Consider the following 17054-nt stretch of genomic DNA (forward strand, 5'->3'; position numbering starts at 1 on the left):
AATCCTCCCATCCATTACTGGTAATCAGCTGATGGCCTAAATGTAAAGCACTAGGCGAATGAGGGCAATAATAATAAATTATTACTATGCCTCGAAAAATTTCCGGCTATCGTCTTTTTTTGAAATGAACAAAAAAAGCCCTTCAGACACGTTAGAAAGGGCTTTTGTACGATGATAACGATAAGCGGAAATTTCACTCTTGCCATTGCGTATGCTTTTCCCGATACAGCCGGGGAGTGATATCCTCACTCTTTTTGAACATGCGTATCAGGTAGGACGGTTGATAATGCAATTGCTCCGCGATATCATTGATTTTCAAATCTGTTGTAACGAGTAGCTCCTTACATTTCTCTATTCTCATTCGAACGATCGTATCGATAAAATTATTTCCACTGATTTGCTTGAACACTTTGCTCAGCTTGGAAGGGCTCATTTGCAGCTGATCCGCATACATGTCAAGCGAAACATCCAGTAAGATGTCCTTCTGCATTTGCACAATAAGATTATCTACCATCTCCCTTAAATCGCTATCGTACGTTATGGATAATGTTTTAACAAAGGGCCGTATCAGCTTGTATTGAAACCACTCCACGATCTGGTCAGGCTCGGACAGCTGCATAAGCTGCTCGTAGAGATGAACCCCTCCATATAAGGCGAATAGGTTTGATTCGTGCTTAATAATCGCATGATGAATAGTTCCGAGCAGTTTCATCATCCCTTGGTGAACCATTAATTCAGCGCTATTATTGCTTTGCAGCTCAAGCATGAATTGCTTGATAAGACGCATCGCCTCATCTTCAAGTCCCATACTGACCGTATGCACAATCTCTCTTTCCAGCTCAAAAGGAAAATGATTCTGACTCGTCGTCGTCAACATAAACTGACTCATATCCAACATTTGATTAGATGTATGATGATCACGAAACCGCAGTGCTTTTCTCGTCTCCTCCAAAATCTTGGGTATGTCCTTCATCGAATCGGATATTCGGCTAGTCACAATCGTAACCTTTAAATTCAGAACATTATTGATCGCCACGATGTAGTCGTGAGCAAGTTTGTTGAAATTCGCTTTTATCGCTTCATCTGAACTGTTTGGATCTAGAACAAAAAGTACACCAATAGATAAATCCTGAAAGTTAATGATATGTACCATGTTTGCTTTCTCGGTACTTAGCTCTTTAATAATATTAGAAGCCGCAAACGTGACCAACTGAGCATCACGCTCCGAAAATTTTCCGCCTAATTCCGAAATACCGTGAAACTGCGCCACCATTATGGCAAATCTTTTATATGACACATCCCAATCCAGTTGCTTCAATTTCTGAATAAGCTCGGATTCTGTATGCGTGTACAAATTACCTTGCAAAAATTGCAGTAAAAAGCTCTCACGAAGCGCAGGTATCGATTGCTTAATCTGAATGGAAAGATCTTGCTCAACTTGAAGCTGCATCCTCCATTGATGCTCGATATAGGTAATTTCATCTTCTTCGTTCAACCTATTATTTCTGGAATTTTCAAAAAGACTCTTCAACCGATGAATGGGATCGTATATTTTATTGGAAGCAAACCAAGACAGTGCCAACCCCAAGGTCAATCCAAACACACTAATCCAGAGAATAAGCTTCGATAAGGAAGTAACGGGAGCTACGATTTGCGATATCGGTGTAGCAGAGACTACCGTCCATTTACTACCTAGCTTGGATATCTTCCCATACGATACGTTATATTTTTGATGATGCCAGTCGAATTTAAACATATTTTCATTGGTATTTTGTACACTTATTTGGCTCTTTAATGCATCTTCCAGCGTCAGTAACTCTTGACTGTCTTCATGACTTGGCAGCGTTGTTAAATAGTCTCCACTTTCATTAAAAAGAAAAGCGACGCCTTCCCCTGAAACGAGTTTCTGAACCATCGTGTTTAATTTATTTTGATCCAAGTAAATAATGAACATCCCGAAGGAACCATACATTTGTCCACCTGGAAGCTTAATAATGATCGCTTTATTTAGCGAGTCTGGCAGATTTATCTTTTTTAATGAATAATTCCAATAAATCGTTCGCTCTGTATCCAGCAATGAGTTCAACAGATTACGGTCCTCATCTGTTCGGACAGAATGGAACCCCGCCTCATCTCCGATAATCTTATCTGAACCACGTAAGTACAGGCTTACACTGTTAATAAGAGAATTCGATTCGGTTATAAGTGAAAACGATTTCATAAGTTCATTTGTTGTTTGGAACTCTTGTACGAAATCCAACTTCTTCAATGTCTCGTCCAAACTCCGGTCGAAAGCAAGTCGCACTACTGAATGCTCCAGATTGGCCATATAATCATTCAATTGCTGGATCGAAGAATGGAGCTGATTCTGATGAGCTTTGTTCACTTCAGTTTCTATCCGTTCTGTGCCAATATAATAAATAATGACGCCAATAACAGCAATCGGAATGCAGGTAATCAGCAGAACAATACCTAAATTTTTCCAATAAATAGTCCCCCTGCTTTTACTCAGTAGCTTATTCATCGCGCTTCTTCACTCCCTTGGCAGTATACTATCTATTTATCAGATCAAGGAGCACCAGAATTTAGTAAAACACCTCATCACAGTTGCATTAATTTACATCACTCCAGTTCTTTTTGCATTAAATTTTCTTATCATCCAGAATACGTCATTATCGCCATTTAATGAATTACATCTACTTATCAATTCTATGTATTATCTCATATATCCTTCCATGGAAATCTGCCAAGTACGCATAGAAGGCTACCGATCCTTTGATTTCAATATCCTTCCTTCATGCTATCAAACTATAGTTATCTGTTGAAATCTACTGTGCCAAGCTTAAACAAAAAAGACTGGATTTTATCAACATTTGTATCTTTATTCAAAACAGTATCTATCATTAGTTCTCCCTCAAAATTCTCTGGCCCAAGGTCCTTATAGTGTTCTTTTAGCTCTTCTAAATTTGTTATTAATTGGTTAGGCAAGGGACTGATGCTTCGAGTAGCAAGTCTTTCCGACCAGGTTAACTCATCACTGCAAATACAATGTATCGTTTTTAATTCCCCGCCTCTTTCTGTAATCCAATTTTCTAGTTTCCTTACATCCACAATATTATTTAGTCCGTAATCGAGTATTATCGCGGTATTTGCATGGATTATGTTCTCTAAGAAACGATAAAGGAAATCAAAGCAGATTTTGTTTCTTGAACTATGCTCTGGAACGAATGCAGCAACAGAATCATAAATATCATCCTTATGTAACACAGATACATTGATTCTCTTTGATAGTTCGTTGGATAATGTCGATTTACCAGTCCCAGCTCTTCCTCTAAATAGAATGATTTTAGACATACAATCCCTCCATCCTTTTCAATCTTTTACCTAAGGTATCAGTGGCAACTCAGAGTAGTAATAAGATCTTATAACCGCTTGCTCAGAGCGAGCATCTCTTCTCTAGCTTCGATAAGCCACGGATGGACTAATTTCAACTTGCTCCTCTGATCCCACACATGATTTAAGTAAATAAGGACTGCTCCATTCAAATCTAATATTTCAATTTTTTCTTTCATTTTTTCTTGGTATGGATGTTCTCCAGGAAGATCCCATGAAATCTTGTCTGAGACAAATAAAATCTTGTCCAATAAACTTGAACTAGCTTTTAAAGTTGTATGGCATTCAATAGCATTTAGTACAATAACATTCGTGCAACCAAATATCTTTATTGCCATGTCCTTTGAAAGTTTCTGATGGATAATCCGATGATAACTGTACTCTTCTTCCAATATATCGATACCTGAACTCTCAGCTATACTCATCATACTAGTTGCAGGAATCACGTTACTTATATCATGAAGAAAAGCTGCTTGGGATGCGAGATCATTATCTAAGTTGAACTTTTTTGCTATTCGAACTGCTTCATCAGCTACAGAAATAGTATGCTGGTAGGTATCATGCTCATTATGAATAACAAGAAATCGTTCAATATCTTTCTTCATCTCTCCTGTAAAAGTTATGCCTTTAGTGTAACTTTCATATATTTTGCTCACACAAGTCCCCCCAAGTTTTTATTTCTTTTGACTTTCTTCAAAAAGACTCCAGGAAGTGGAAAAAAGTTCAAATCTGATTTGATCGTTAGCGGGGAAAAGGCAGCCGCACGATGTCGGCTGCCTGCGCTGGTGCTGTATTTAAACTAAAGATTTCCGACAGCTCACCAATCCGAGGCTACCTCTAAAATTGCTTTGCATTAGCTAAATTATCAAGTCCCTTTACAGAGCGAAAATTGTTTAATGGTTTATCATCCCAAATTTGTACTTCGATGTACCTCTCCGGTCCATTTTTCCCCTGATTATTCCATTCTTGTGGCAATCCAAATTCATCAATTACTTGATAAATCTCATTTAACGTATACACCTGACCTCGATATTTCTTCCCATCTTGATACCTCATGGTTGGAAACAAATCTCCATATGTAAAACTTACAGTCAACGAGTCAAATTCTGTAATTGGGATTCGAAGCACCTTACCTTTTTCAAACCACTCTATGAGCCACGGACACTCTCCTACGGTCATGTAATGGGGATAGCTTCGAATAGGCTTGCCGCCTTTTTGTATAAATAATTCCCTTGCTCTATTTTCAAGGCTTCGACGAATCGTAAGATAATCCATAGATCTTTTACTCGCAAATCCTCTCTTCTGAACACGAAGATCATTGAGAACTCTTTCAGCTTCTTCGGGCTCTAAATCAGATAAATTACAAAAGGGGCCAACGGAATCATCGAAATAATGGTATAGGAATTCTATCATCCAAACGCCTCCTACTCCTAACATTTAGAACTGTTCAGTGTCCATGATACTGGCAGCCTCTTATTCAGGTAGAAACTTACCTGCTTCGTATTGGTTGTCACTTGTGCGGTGGGTTCAATTATCGGTGTTGTGGTGATCTCAATGGCTTACTCCCATTAATTCCATTCATTTTTTAATATAGAAAAACAACGGTTATCGACATAACCCCCATGTGAAAAAGAATACCCTCTAAGGACGCCATCTTCATTGAAACCAATTTTCTTCAATAAATTTATAGATGGCATAGCATCGACATTCGTAAATGCTTCTATTCGATATAGTCCCATTGTTTCAAATCCAAAAGTAACTAGACATTTCACAATTTCAGTCATGTAACCTTTTCGCCAATGTATTTTACCAAGATCATAAGCGATTTCTCCACGAGAACCTCTATGAATCTCCCAACCATTGTATCCGCATGTACCTATTAAAGTATTATTTTCTTTACTAATAATTCCCCAACGAATAGCCTTATTTGTATTAAAAAGATTGTTCATAAAATTAATCAGTTCCTCAGCTTGTTCAACACTTTTAAACGGATCTTCGCCCATATCTTTCGTTACTTCAGCATCAAGAAAAGAGATTAATACTGCTGGAGCATCTTCTATTGACATCTGACGCAAAATAAATCGTTCAGTATGTAAAACTGGAAATGTTTCAAATTTCATTTGATATCAAAACCTCTCTTTTCTTAGTAAATAAGATACTGTATCAGTTTAATTTATTGGAAAAGTTTGGACAATATAATTAATGATTATATTCTATCATTCTCCCGCCTCTAGGAAGACACAAATTCTCCCTATAAAAAAAAGCCTGATTTCTCAGGCATTCACAATTAATATGAGTGTAAAGCCGAAAGGCTTGTTTTGGTGTATTTTCCAATTAACGCTCGTAGCCGGGGTCTTCGTAATCACTATTTTTCAGTTTATTAAGTATATTCATATCATGAATATGAGCCTTGGTCTTGTCAGTTCCCAAATCGTAGATTAATTGATAGATTTTGAATAGATCCTCATTAAATTGATCCGTAGCTTCATCGTGATCGGCAGATTTATACGGAATGGGTGCTCTGAATTGTGTTACTTCATCGTCCCGCCTAAGTTGTTCAAGCATTTGAGATAGCCTTTCGAGTTCTTCCTCTGTCCCGCGGACTTCAAGTTGTTCATTCCTAGAAGCTTCGCTATCAAGACTTTTGTTGGATACAGATGCGTAAAGTGTATGTATCGTAGACATTCCAAACACTCCTTCTCCTATAGACTACTTCCTATTAAAGCGAATATGGCTTGTTTGAAACATCGTTCCTCGAGACCATACATGAGCCAACAATCCATTAACGTTCTCCGCTAGCATTACTGAGCGAAAATAACTACACTAATATAGAGAATAGCTGCAAAAAAAACTGAAGTCGTGAATATGAGTACGTCACTATTATCTTTGTTTAGAATTGCTCGAATTGTACATAAGAAAAACAACATAAAGAAAAAGGATAATAAAGCTAAGGCAATATCCAATTATTTCATCCTCCATTCTAAGCATTTGTTAGTATTTCACCGCACTTAGCTGCTCACACTTTAATGACAAAGAGGAGCTGCCGTCAAGCAAGCCCCTCAAACTATTGTTCTCCTATCGTTTTCTTGCCTTAATAACAAAAGTGACAGGAAGCATCTTCGCTTTTTTTGCAAAATTGTCACTGCTAGTCCTTGATTGCAAAATGTCATCATCAGATTCCTCAATCAATTGCTCAATAACAAATCCTGCTTTTGCCAACGCATTCACATAGGTTGATAGTTTACGGTCCGATAATGTTAGCGTACTTCCGCCAAGTGATAGCGTGTACCAAGATTCATCGAAATAAGATTTTTTGAAAACAAGCAAGTTATCTTCTACAGCAACACATTTGTGTATAGGGTGAGACCAGCTGAATATAAATACACCATCTTTTTTTAGGTAAGAAGCAATCCGGCAAAAAGTACCTTCAAGATCAGTGGTCCAGCCTATTGCATAAACCGAGTAAACAACGTCAAAATAATCCTCTGGTAGTCCACATTCTTCTTCCATGGGAGAACAGATTAATTTTGCCGAAAGACCAAACTCCGTCAAATGTTGTTTTGTCTTCTCGAGTTGGTTTTCTGATATATCCATACCCCATAGTTCAGAAGCTTTGCGTTCCCCTAAATATTGCAATGAATGACCGCTTCCACAGCCTATTTCCAGTACCTTTTTTCCTGTGACATCACCAAAAAGCTGGCATTTTTCTTCTGAGACAAATGCACCATAAAGAGGAAGCGAGGTTGCTCCTATAACATCATTTCCTTTTGTATCCCAAAATAAGCTATTTGTTTCATGGATAACACTCGTATTCATGTCGTCGACCGAGATGACACCAACCTCACTACCGCCTATAATGCTTTTCCCATAAGCAGAATTCTTATCCATATGGTCACACTCCCAAGAAAAGATTCACTACATGTAAATTACACCACAAATTTCTCAAGAGCAACAGCAACACCATCGTTATCATTTGATTCGGTAATGTGTTTTGCCGAATTTTTCAACTCAATTATCGCGTTCTCCATAGCGATTGGAAATCCGCATGTATGGAATAGTCCTAAATCGTTAAAGTCATCACCGAATACCATTACATTTTCTGGCTTCACCCCGATATCAGTAAGCACCCATTCCACTGCATCTTCTTTAGATGCTGATTTTTGCATGATTTGGACCAATACGCCTCCATCGGTTGCGATTACGTTCAAATGGTTGACGAATTGCTCGATAACATCTCGCCATTCGTTGTAACCATGAACCAATATTTTGGTCGGGGATAGTGAACGAATAAATTCCTTATTAACAAGTAGCGGTTTAGGATCATTTGAACGGATACCAAAATGACCAAATTGCGATTCCTGAATTGGCGTACATGTGTACCATGAGTCATTAACCTCGTATGAAATTACCGATTGAGGTGCATGGAACTCAATGAAATTGTTAATCTGTTGGTTAATCTCCATTGGGATGCTAATGTGCCGTTGAGTTTGCTTAGACTTACATATGATTAGTGCACCATTGTAATAAACCAAGTAGTCTACAAAAGGAAAATTCTTCACAAATGGATTAGCTGCTCTTGGAGGTCGTGCTGTGGCAACAATAATATGAATACCAGCATCAAAACATCTTTTAACAGTCTGATAATTTCTAGGTGATATCGATTTGTCACTACCGAGCAATGTACCGTCCAAATCTAAAACAATTGCCTGTATGTCCGACATCTACCAACTCTCCTCCAAAGCGCTTTTTCCAATAATACCCTGATTTTAGAAGAGATGCTAGGTTCATTTTATTACTCAAGAATCCTTATTGCCAACGTACAAGCTAACTTTTCAAATCCCAGCGATGTAGCAATGGCTACTGACGAACTATTGGACATTAATGTTTGATAATGCATCGTGAAACCATCTGCTAACCCTTTTCTAGTTAATGCACTTACAACAGCTTTGGCGTGTCCTTTACCTCGATAATCTGGGTGACTTACAATACCTATGCTTAGAAAACCAGATTCCTCTACTTCCCAAGAGCCTGCTGCTACAATCTTTCCATCAGTTATTCTTGCTAGTATTGGCTGTCTATTGATATCTATGGAGCTATGCTCCCACTCTGTTTCAGAGCAAGATTTACGTAAATCATGAAGTAGCGATAGTTGATCTGAAGTAACAAGTTCTACAACTTCAAAGGAAGATGCTTCAAGAAATGAAGCCCTATCGATGTATCCCTGAAATGCAGGACCAATAATTTTGTACTTATCTATCTCAATTGACTTTACAAGAAAATTCGCATCAAATGTTTCAATTGGCTGTCTACCACTGATGGCCCTTTTTAAAAACGAGGTATACTTAGTGGGGGACGAAATTATGCAAGTCGTTCCATTATAAAAGCAATAAATACCCTTATATCCTTCCAAATTCTTAGCGTGTTCACGAACTATGACGTTCGGAATCGTCATGGATGTAAGGTCACAATCAAATCGCTCTGCCCAATCCTTATATACGTTGAATTTGGTTTCTTCATCCAAGTAACACACCCCCACAAGAACTTCCATCTGCTCGACAAACCGTATTAGTTATACATACGCAATGAAGTGATCATGATTGCTTAGCAATTCTTACTTTCGGCTTCAGCTTGCCTTCTATGTGTCACTTATCAATTACCTTCATTCTTCTGCGTCTTTTGAAATAGCATACAATTCGCAGAATGCACACTATCAAAATGACACCCAAGATCAATACATCATAGTCTTTATCCATCATAAACCACATTTTATATGCTACATTCACCTGTTTTGTTGGAGCATTTCCCTCACCTAATTGCTTGTCTATCTGATTAAGTGACTGTATTTCCTTAACTGGAGAACAAGGACTATTCACTAACTCTCCGTCGAGATTTTGCGTGTAAAGTAAGTATGATTTTCCTTTTTCATACGGAAATCCCCACGTATAATCAGTTGCCACAATGATTTGTGAAGGAACCTCCAAGTTCCAGCTTCTTTCAACATCAACCAGTATGTAATTAACATACTCCTTAGGACCGATCAAACCCTTTTGCTTGATATCACCCTTAATCTGAATGACTTCGCCATATACGGCTCCTCCGAAAGTCTCCAGTCGCACCTTAGGATCATCAGCTACCTTGCCACAAGATAATGCATTCACATCATTTTTGAGGAAAACAAGAAATATAAGACTAACTATTAGTAAAGACAAACAGATTTTTAACTTCAAACAGCTCAACCCCTACATGTGTAAAGTACTTTAAGGTTAAGACGATGCTTATATCCAAATGTTTCATAAATCCCAAAAATTTCTATTAGCACTAGACTGCCGTTACGTATTGTATCGAGGAATATTATAAAAAAGGTGTAATGCTTCTCACTTGGTTCGAAGTGATTGAACAGGCAATACGCCTTCAAGCAAAAAAAGCCCGCATCTACAATCACGGGCTCGCTATCGTCATCTTTAGGAGATCGACGCTTCGTATATAGACCGAATGGAACGAGTCAGCATCTCGTTGAACTGTTCATCCGATTGTTGATCTGACAAACCTTCAGCCAATGCACGAGAGAAGCTAGCGATCAAGCCGTGATTCCGAGCCAACCGTTCGTTGGCTTCTTCCCTTTCATATCCGCCTGACAGTGCGACAACCCGAGCGACATGTGGCTCGTCCATTAGATCACTATAGAAATTATCCTCGGTTGGGATTGAGAGCTTCAGCATAAAGGACATATCAGGCTCAAGAGCGAATAGCTGGTTGAAGATTTCGGCTTTTAATATCCGTTCCGATTCCGCCTTGTCGATGATGTTAATATCGACTTCGGGCTCGATAATGGGGACAAGTCCTGCGGACCAAATTTGTTTGCCCAGCTCGAACTGCTGTTCAACTACCCTGCGAATCCCCTGCGGATTCGCCTCGTGAATGACCGAACGCATCTTAGTTCCGAAGACGTTGCGCTCAACCGCACGCTGGAGCAAACCTTCCAAATCGGTCATCGGCTTTAGCACCTGCACGCCGTCCTCTAGTTCTGCCAGCCCCTTATCTATCTTCAAAAATGGCACGATACCTTTCTTCTCCCACAAGTAGTCGGCCGTCAACAGCCCATCGATCTTCCGGTCCATCGTGTTCTCAAAAAGAATGGCACCTATAATGTATTGTGCATCAAACGCAGGACTCTTGATAATGCGCGTCCTCATTTCATGGACCAGCGCAAACATCTCCTCATCGCCAGAAAAGCGATTTGCCTCGATGCCGTACTGCTGTAGTGCCTTCGGTGTACTCCCTCCACTTTGATCCAACGCTGCAATGAACCCTTGACCAGTCTGAATTCGTTCCATTTGCTTCTTGTTCATGTACGGAGTTCCTCCCTTAAATGCTGTTTTCTTTCATTGTACATCAAAAGGGTTAACAATAAAAAAGTCTAGCGGACTAAAAGGCTGCCACGCGGCAGCCCTTCATTATAAGATCAGTTCAATGCAATCCATTCCCTCAGACCGACTGGTGCAGTGACCCGACCAGGTCTACAAAGTGACGCCCACGCTCTTCAAAGTTACGATATTGGTCAAACGCAGTACATGCAGGACTCAGCAGCACTACGTCTCCCGGTATGGCCAACTTGTGAGCCTGCGACACTGCTTCGGCCAGTCCTTCGCATTGGATAATAGGCGGGCAATTCGGCACTTTGCGCGCCTCAGCCTCGATTTGGCTAGCCGCTTCTCCGATTAACAGGAGAACCTTGACATGGTCAGGCAGCAGCCTAGCCATCTCGTCAAACGGTACTTTCTTATCTCGTCCGCCGGCGATCAGCAGCACCTTGCCCACATGCGCATGCAGAGTGGCAACCGTGCGAGCGGGGCTCGAGCCGATTGAATTGTTGTAATATTGTACGCCATCCACTGTTGCTACCCACTGGTTTCGGTGCTCCACGCCAACGAAATTGCGCACCGCCTCTAGGATAGCTTCATCAGACACCGTCCCCCGCACAGCCGTCATGGCAGCCATTACGTTCTCCACGTTATACCACCCCGGCAAACGAATATCACGGATGGGTAATAGACCGTCGATTATGCCATCGTGGACAGTGTGCGTGCCGAAATACTTGGTCTTTCCTCGCCCGCGCAGTTCGGCGGTCGCCGGATTGTCGCGGTTTAGGACGGCAAAGTCATTAGCACCCTGGAAATCCAGCAGGCGGTGCTTAGCAGCCTTATATTCATCTATGTCGCGGTGCCAGTCGAGATGATTAGGCGAAAGGTTGGTAATCACCGCTACATGGGGAGAGCGCGTCATGTCCATCAGCTGAAAGCTGGACAGCTCGACCGCGCAGGCATCCAGCGGCGACATCTCGCCCACGCGTGTCAGAAGTGGCGTTCCAATGTTGCCGCCAAGATGAACCGTACGCCCCCCGTCAGCCAGCATGTCTGCAATCAACGAAGTAGTGGTAGTCTTACCATCCGAACCAGTCACGCCAAAAATAGGACAAGGACATAGCGCAAAGAACTCCTCCATCTCGCTGGTCACACGGCTGCCGTTAGCGCGGGCCAATTCCAACGCCGGATGGTCAGGACGCATGCCCGGAGTGCGGAACACGACGTCGCCACCAACGTGATCCAGATAATTCTCGCCCAGCAGCAATCCGACGCCTAGTTGGTCCCACTCCTCCCGAGGCAAGGCCATGTTGCGATCACGCACGGTGACGTGAGCCCCTGCCGTGCAAAGCATGCGGATCAGTGGTGAATTGCTGACGCCGGCGCCGATGACGGTCACGTCCCGACCGGCCAGCGATTGCATATAGGTGTCAAAAGCAGGATTCATAGGCACCTCCGCTTAGATAATGTTATTTATCAAATATACCACATATTGGAACCTTTCTTCCTTTACTTGTGTGTTCAGCACTCACCTATTTCTTGATCATTTCTTTTAAAAAATGAGAAGATCCATATCATGTACATACATACAACAATAACAACTGACAAATAAAACAGCACATTGAACACATAAAATTTAAAATATTGACGGATAAAATCATATCCTAATACTAGTATGAAAAAATAGCTTATACCGCGAATGGCATTATAAATCCAACTATCGCTCTTCAAAATGAATTCATTGATGTTAATTTCTCTATTGATGGTATTTCTATAACATAAACCAAACAAAACCAAGTGGATAATAATATGAACTATTGCAAACATAAAACTTCCCATAATTGCACCAATGAATGGTATTCCCATGCTATCTCCATCAGAGGGTAGTTGTAATGATTCAACGTACTCATTATCAATAATCATTTGCCAAAATGAGGCGGTAAAGAGGAAACAAGAAAATAAGGAAGCTAACATACTAATAGTCAGAAAATGATATTTATTTAGTTTCAGAAAATCCGCCCCTTTTTTTCTAAAAAATCGCACTTCAATTAATAAAATTCTACCATATATTGGAACAATCATCACATAAAACGAAAACCCCATTTCGTTAGAATGGGGTTTTCATATTTAAATCATTTAGTATTCCAAATACCAAGCTCATTCCTAGACGCATTGCTTGCCCTTAGCCCTTCACGGCAGAGCTTGAAACCCCTTGAATGATATACTTTTGCCCAATGATAAAAACAATCAAGATAGGAACGATACCCGCTGAAGTTGCGGCCATCATACCGTTGTAATCAATATTAAATTCTTGGATGAAATTTTGTAGACCGAGCGGTACAGTAAATAAATCCTTATCTAACAAGAACACGATGGCGTTCTCGTAATCGTTCCAGTGCCAAGAAAAATCGATAATCGCCAATGTTGCTATGGCAGGTTTCGCAAGCGGCAGCATGAGCTGCCAGAAAATCCGAAAATGCCCCGCGCCATCAATAAAAGCCGACTCTGATATTTCTTTAGGTATCCCGATCATGAACTGTCGCATGAGGAAAACACCCAAGATTGTAAATAGTCCTGGCAAAATTAAAGCCCAATGTGTGTTGTAGATGCCCACCCAGTTGAACATAATGAATTTGGGAACGAACAAAACTTGCGGCGGCACCATCATCATCGATAAATAAAGGACGAATAATGAATCTCTCCCTTTAAACTCCACACGCGAAAAGCCATAAGCAGCAAGTGCTGATAAGAACGTGGCGCCAATTGTTGAAATTACCGCAATTTTTAACGAGTTCCAGTAATATATGAGAAAGCTGTCTTTCCCGAACCATACTTTTTCATGATGCTCCAACACCCAATGCTTTGGAATCCAAGAAATTGGATACGCGAACACTTCTTGAGGTGTTTTGAACGAAGTTGAAATCATCCAGATAAATGGAAGGATGGTCGTAATCGCTAAGGCCAGCATGATGCACGTCATGATGACCTTGACTCCTACTTTTTGCCCATCGGATACTTTCGTTTGCGCAGACATGTTGATCACTTCCTATCTTATTAGTAATGAACCCATTTCTTCTGACCGTACCATTGAACCAACGTAATAATCAGAATAATGATGAATAATGCCCATGAAATGGTGGAAGCGTAGCCCATCTCGTAATATGAAAACGCTGTCTTGTAGACAAATAAGGACAGAATCGTTGTCGAGCTTCCCGGGCCGCCATGCGTTGTAGCCTCGATAATTCCAAATGTTTTGATTGTCATAATTAAGCCCGTGATCATCAATAAAAAGGTCGTAGGACTTACCAGTGGGAATACGATTTTACGAATCGTGGTCCAGTAACTTGCCCCGTCCATTTTCGCCGCCTCTAATTGTTCCGTCGAAATTTCCTGCAAAGCAGCCAAATAAATAATCATGTTATACCCTAGCAAAAACCAGATCCAGATGACATCCATTGCATACATAGCGGTGTCCATAGATCCAAACCATTGCGGCGGATGCTTAATACCGATTGCCATTAAGAACTGATTGATAGGTCCCTGTGTCGGATGGAACAAAAGCATCCATACAAAGCCGATTGCGACTCCGGACGTGATATAGGGCATAAAGTACATTGCTTTAAGTAAGCCTTTCAGATACACCAGGTTATTCAGTACGACGGCAATGACAAAGCCAAGCGCAATCGAAACCGGAACAGCCAGCATAAAAATAAATGTGTTTTTCAGCGATACATAGAACATCTCATCATGCAGTAGTCGTTGTATGTTATCTAACCCTGTGAAATGAAACGCAGGATTACCGAATTTCCAATCTGTAAACGCCAAACCCAGCGAGAACAAGGCTGGCAAAATGTAAAAGACGAGAACACCAAGCATATTGGGAGCAATAAAGAGCATGCCGATTTTTTGTTGCCGTTTCATCCAGTTGTTATTCATCCCTTGACTCCTTTAACGTATTAGCCGAGCTGACTTCCACTTGCATCAGCGGAGCGATACGATTTATTTAGAGCAAAGGAGACTCTGAATCAGAGCCTCCTTGCATGGCTGGTGCTATTTTTTATTTTGGGCCATAAACTCATCATGACGTTTAGCTAACGTATCAAGTGTCGTTTTCGTATCTTGTTTACCTAAGAAGAACTTCTCGTATTCTTCTCTGCGAAGATCGATGACTTGCTGCGGAAGATCACGGTTGTACGTATCAAATTGACCGAATACAACTTTGTTCAGAGAATCCATATCATACGTATTTGCTGCATCGCCAAGGAGAAGTTTCGTCGCTTCAGCCACATTCGCATCCTTCGAAGCCGGAATCCGTCCACCGGAAGCCATTGGCAGCATACCGCCATCAGCATACCATTTCAAAAATTTCCAAGCAGTTTCTTGATTTTTACTTTTCGCTGAGATGGAGATAAAGTCGCCAAGTCCTCCGCGCATTTTGAAGTTTGCTTCGTCTTTGGTCACCTTCGGAACAGGTGCAAATGCAATTTTGAAGTTACGCGGATTTGTTTTCAAATCATTGGAGCTGCGGAAAATCCACTCCCCTGCATTCAACATGGCGGCATCGCCTTTTAGAAACACATTTTCAACTGGCATTTTTGTTGTCAACTGCTCACCAAGCGGAGGCGTCGCTTTGCCATCTTTCATCATGCTGTTCAGCGTATCGAGCCATGTGCCGACTAGCGGATTATTAAAGTCAGACTTGCCATCTGCTTTGACATACTTCGTTGCCGCAATCGCCCCGTCCATCGCATCAGGGAACACTTCCGTCGTTTGGACCAGACCATAACGCTTGTCCGTTTTAAGCTTCATGCTGTAATCCTTCAAATCCGACCATGTCCAGTCAAAAGGAACCTTCAAACCCGCTTGATCCAAGGCATCTTTGTTCAACCACATGAAGAAAATGTTGCGTTTCGTTGGAACACCATAATACTTGCTGTTGATTTTCCAATCTGCGGCTTGAGGACCCATCTTCGTGTCAATGTTATAATCACTTTTCGCCGATAGATCCAGTGCAACGCCGTTATCAATCCGTTTCTTAAGCGCCGACGTCGTGTAATTCACATAGAGATCAACTTCTTGCCCGGAGATGAGCGCAGTATCCAACTTCAAATTCCCTGCATCGTCATTGACATAACGCTCATATTTGACTTGAATATCCGGGTTCGCTTTATTCCATGCCTCGATCACCGCTTGTGGGCCATTCTCTGCCGGAACGCCTCCCCAGAAGCTCAGTGTGACAGGTCCCGTAGCTTGCTTCGGTGCAGCGGATGAGCTGCTTTCATTGCTTGTTCCGGAGCCGGTGCTGCAGCCTGCAATCATACTTGCCGCTAATGTGAGAGAAAGCACGGAAAGGGAAACTTTCTTTTTACTCATTGGTGTTGACCTCCTAGTGGTTACGTAATTGCTTTACGAATCTAACTATATCAGGCGCACACCTTGTCGATAATGAACAAAATCCAGTAGTAGATAGACCATTCTCTTGCATTTTTTCCGTGTCGTATAGAACAAAATCCATCAACATTTATATTTCCTGCTGTTGTTTCCGGTAATTCTGCGGTGTCATTTCGCAAAAACGGCGAAAGATTTTAATAAAGTAATTATCATTCATAAAACCAACGCGCTCCCCGATCTCACTTACAGTCATTTTCGTCGTTGCAAGCAGCTTTCTTGCATGCTCAATCCGTATTCGATGCAAATAATGAACAAAATTATCACCGGTTTTCTTTTTAAACAACTGGGATACATACTTCTCATCGAGTGCGACATAGCTAGCCAGCCATTGCAAAGAGATTTCCTCCTGATAGTGATTATGCAGATAATGCAGGATTTTGTTCAATTCGGGATGATCTGATTTTGCTTCAGGTAAAGAAGATGGCACATGTTCCACTGCTTTAACCCCTGCGGGCTTGTCCGACATCCGTTCGAGTTCCACACGTACCTTTTCAAGTGCTTCATACAACGATTGAACCTTCATGGATAGTTTTAAAATATAATTAGAAGCTCCGTACTCCATCGCTTGCCGTACGTATTCAAAATCACTCATGCACGAAAGCATAATGAATCTTGCATCATTTCCCTCATCTCTCACTTTTTTAAGCAAATCCACGCCATTCATAACCGGCATTATGATGTCCGAAATAACCACATGCGGCTTGTTTGCACGAATAAAAGCAAGTGCCTCCTCCCCATCACCTGCCTCACCAACGACAGTAAAGCCTATTTTTCCCCAATCAATAATTGTCCGAACCGACTCCCTTACGAACACTTCATCCTCGACCAATAGTACCGTCCACATTCCGG

At 41.2% G+C, this 17054-nt stretch carries 17 protein-coding genes; all 17 read right to left on the reverse strand.

Translation table 11 applies throughout. The features are described 5' to 3' along the window. Positions 1-193: 193 nt before the first annotated feature. Positions 194-2524, reverse strand: a complete 2331-nt coding sequence (locus AC58QM_RS17810) for a helix-turn-helix domain-containing protein (protein WP_497286222.1) — start codon at positions 2522-2524, stop codon at positions 194-196. A 290-nt stretch (positions 2525-2814) separates the two neighbouring features. Then, the gene (locus AC58QM_RS17815) at positions 2815-3354 is read right to left on the reverse strand and encodes a P-loop nucleotide/nucleoside kinase family protein (RefSeq protein WP_497286223.1); all 540 of its coding nucleotides are present in this window, start codon (positions 3352-3354) and stop codon (positions 2815-2817) included. Between the two features lie 68 nt (positions 3355-3422). Continuing rightward, positions 3423-4049 (reverse strand): bis(5'-nucleosyl)-tetraphosphatase (symmetrical) YqeK, encoded by a 627-nt coding sequence (gene yqeK / locus AC58QM_RS17820; protein ID WP_497286225.1) that lies wholly within the window; start codon positions 4047-4049, stop codon positions 3423-3425. 181 nt (positions 4050-4230) lie between these two features. Next, complete coding sequence (locus AC58QM_RS17825; RefSeq protein ID WP_497286227.1) at positions 4231-4806, reverse strand: hypothetical protein; 576 nt, start codon at positions 4804-4806, stop codon at positions 4231-4233. A gap of 155 nt (positions 4807-4961) precedes the next feature. Continuing rightward, positions 4962-5513, reverse strand: a complete 552-nt coding sequence (locus tag AC58QM_RS17830; protein ID WP_497286229.1) for a GNAT family N-acetyltransferase — start codon at positions 5511-5513, stop codon at positions 4962-4964. Between the two features lie 214 nt (positions 5514-5727). Then, positions 5728-6078, reverse strand: coding sequence for a hypothetical protein (locus AC58QM_RS17835; protein WP_497286231.1), 351 nt, complete (start codon positions 6076-6078; stop codon positions 5728-5730). Between the two features lie 390 nt (positions 6079-6468). Further along, positions 6469-7281 (reverse strand): class I SAM-dependent methyltransferase, encoded by an 813-nt coding sequence (locus AC58QM_RS17840; protein WP_497286233.1) that lies wholly within the window; start codon positions 7279-7281, stop codon positions 6469-6471. A 38-nt stretch (positions 7282-7319) separates the two neighbouring features. Continuing rightward, positions 7320-8114 (reverse strand): Cof-type HAD-IIB family hydrolase, encoded by a 795-nt coding sequence (locus AC58QM_RS17845; RefSeq protein WP_497286235.1) that lies wholly within the window; start codon positions 8112-8114, stop codon positions 7320-7322. 71 nt (positions 8115-8185) lie between these two features. Continuing rightward, positions 8186-8914, reverse strand: coding sequence for a GNAT family N-acetyltransferase (locus AC58QM_RS17850; protein WP_497286237.1), 729 nt, complete (start codon positions 8912-8914; stop codon positions 8186-8188). Positions 8915-9035: 121 nt separating this feature from the next. Next, on the reverse strand, positions 9036-9620 hold the full coding sequence (locus AC58QM_RS17855; protein WP_497286239.1) for a hypothetical protein: 585 nt from the start codon (positions 9618-9620) through the stop codon (positions 9036-9038). A 234-nt stretch (positions 9621-9854) separates the two neighbouring features. Further along, a complete protein-coding gene (locus tag AC58QM_RS17860; protein WP_497286241.1) occupies positions 9855-10742 on the reverse strand; it encodes a fructose bisphosphate aldolase in 888 nt (295 codons plus the stop codon). A gap of 136 nt (positions 10743-10878) precedes the next feature. Continuing rightward, complete coding sequence (murD, locus tag AC58QM_RS17865; RefSeq protein WP_497286243.1) at positions 10879-12201, reverse strand: UDP-N-acetylmuramoyl-L-alanine--D-glutamate ligase; 1323 nt, start codon at positions 12199-12201, stop codon at positions 10879-10881. 74 nt (positions 12202-12275) lie between these two features. After that, a complete protein-coding gene (locus tag AC58QM_RS17870) occupies positions 12276-12839 on the reverse strand; it encodes a hypothetical protein (RefSeq protein WP_497286245.1) in 564 nt (187 codons plus the stop codon). A gap of 97 nt (positions 12840-12936) precedes the next feature. Next, positions 12937-13788, reverse strand: coding sequence for a carbohydrate ABC transporter permease (locus AC58QM_RS17875; RefSeq protein ID WP_497286246.1), 852 nt, complete (start codon positions 13786-13788; stop codon positions 12937-12939). Positions 13789-13808: 20 nt separating this feature from the next. Further along, the gene (locus tag AC58QM_RS17880) at positions 13809-14690 is read right to left on the reverse strand and encodes a carbohydrate ABC transporter permease (RefSeq protein ID WP_497286248.1); all 882 of its coding nucleotides are present in this window, start codon (positions 14688-14690) and stop codon (positions 13809-13811) included. A 114-nt stretch (positions 14691-14804) separates the two neighbouring features. Continuing rightward, entirely contained in the window at positions 14805-16127 is a 1323-nt protein-coding gene (locus AC58QM_RS17885; protein WP_497286250.1) for an ABC transporter substrate-binding protein, read from the reverse strand. 148 nt (positions 16128-16275) lie between these two features. Further along, the gene (locus AC58QM_RS17890) at positions 16276-17049 is read right to left on the reverse strand and encodes a response regulator (RefSeq protein WP_497286252.1); all 774 of its coding nucleotides are present in this window, start codon (positions 17047-17049) and stop codon (positions 16276-16278) included. Positions 17050-17054: the final 5 nt, after the last annotated feature.

This window comes from Paenibacillus sp. J22P165 (genome assembly GCF_059692015.1).

What these genes read in the sequence shown, in the direction of transcription:
- AC58QM_RS17840 (WP_497286233.1), bottom strand. Translation starts at nt 7,281, where the DNA reads ATGGATAAGAATTCTGCTTATGGGAAAAGCATTATAGGCGGTAGTGAG.
- murD (WP_497286243.1), bottom strand. Translation starts at nt 12,201, where the DNA reads ATGAATCCTGCTTTTGACACCTATATGCAATCGCTGGCCGGTCGGGAC.
- AC58QM_RS17815 (WP_497286223.1), bottom strand. Translation starts at nt 3,354, where the DNA reads ATGTCTAAAATCATTCTATTTAGAGGAAGAGCTGGGACTGGTAAATCG.
- AC58QM_RS17860 (WP_497286241.1), bottom strand. Translation starts at nt 10,742, where the DNA reads ATGAACAAGAAGCAAATGGAACGAATTCAGACTGGTCAAGGGTTCATT.
- AC58QM_RS17810 (WP_497286222.1), bottom strand. Translation starts at nt 2,524, where the DNA reads ATGAATAAGCTACTGAGTAAAAGCAGGGGGACTATTTATTGGAAAAAT.
- AC58QM_RS17835 (WP_497286231.1), bottom strand. Translation starts at nt 6,078, where the DNA reads ATGTCTACGATACATACACTTTACGCATCTGTATCCAACAAAAGTCTT.
- AC58QM_RS17830 (WP_497286229.1), bottom strand. Translation starts at nt 5,513, where the DNA reads ATGAAATTTGAAACATTTCCAGTTTTACATACTGAACGATTTATTTTG.
- AC58QM_RS17845 (WP_497286235.1), bottom strand. Translation starts at nt 8,114, where the DNA reads ATGTCGGACATACAGGCAATTGTTTTAGATTTGGACGGTACATTGCTC.
- AC58QM_RS17890 (WP_497286252.1), bottom strand. Translation starts at nt 17,049, where the DNA reads ATGTGGACGGTACTATTGGTCGAGGATGAAGTGTTCGTAAGGGAGTCG.
- AC58QM_RS17880 (WP_497286248.1), bottom strand. Translation starts at nt 14,690, where the DNA reads ATGAATAACAACTGGATGAAACGGCAACAAAAAATCGGCATGCTCTTT.
- AC58QM_RS17825 (WP_497286227.1), bottom strand. Translation starts at nt 4,806, where the DNA reads ATGATAGAATTCCTATACCATTATTTCGATGATTCCGTTGGCCCCTTT.
- AC58QM_RS17885 (WP_497286250.1), bottom strand. Translation starts at nt 16,127, where the DNA reads ATGAGTAAAAAGAAAGTTTCCCTTTCCGTGCTTTCTCTCACATTAGCG.
- AC58QM_RS17875 (WP_497286246.1), bottom strand. Translation starts at nt 13,788, where the DNA reads ATGTCTGCGCAAACGAAAGTATCCGATGGGCAAAAAGTAGGAGTCAAG.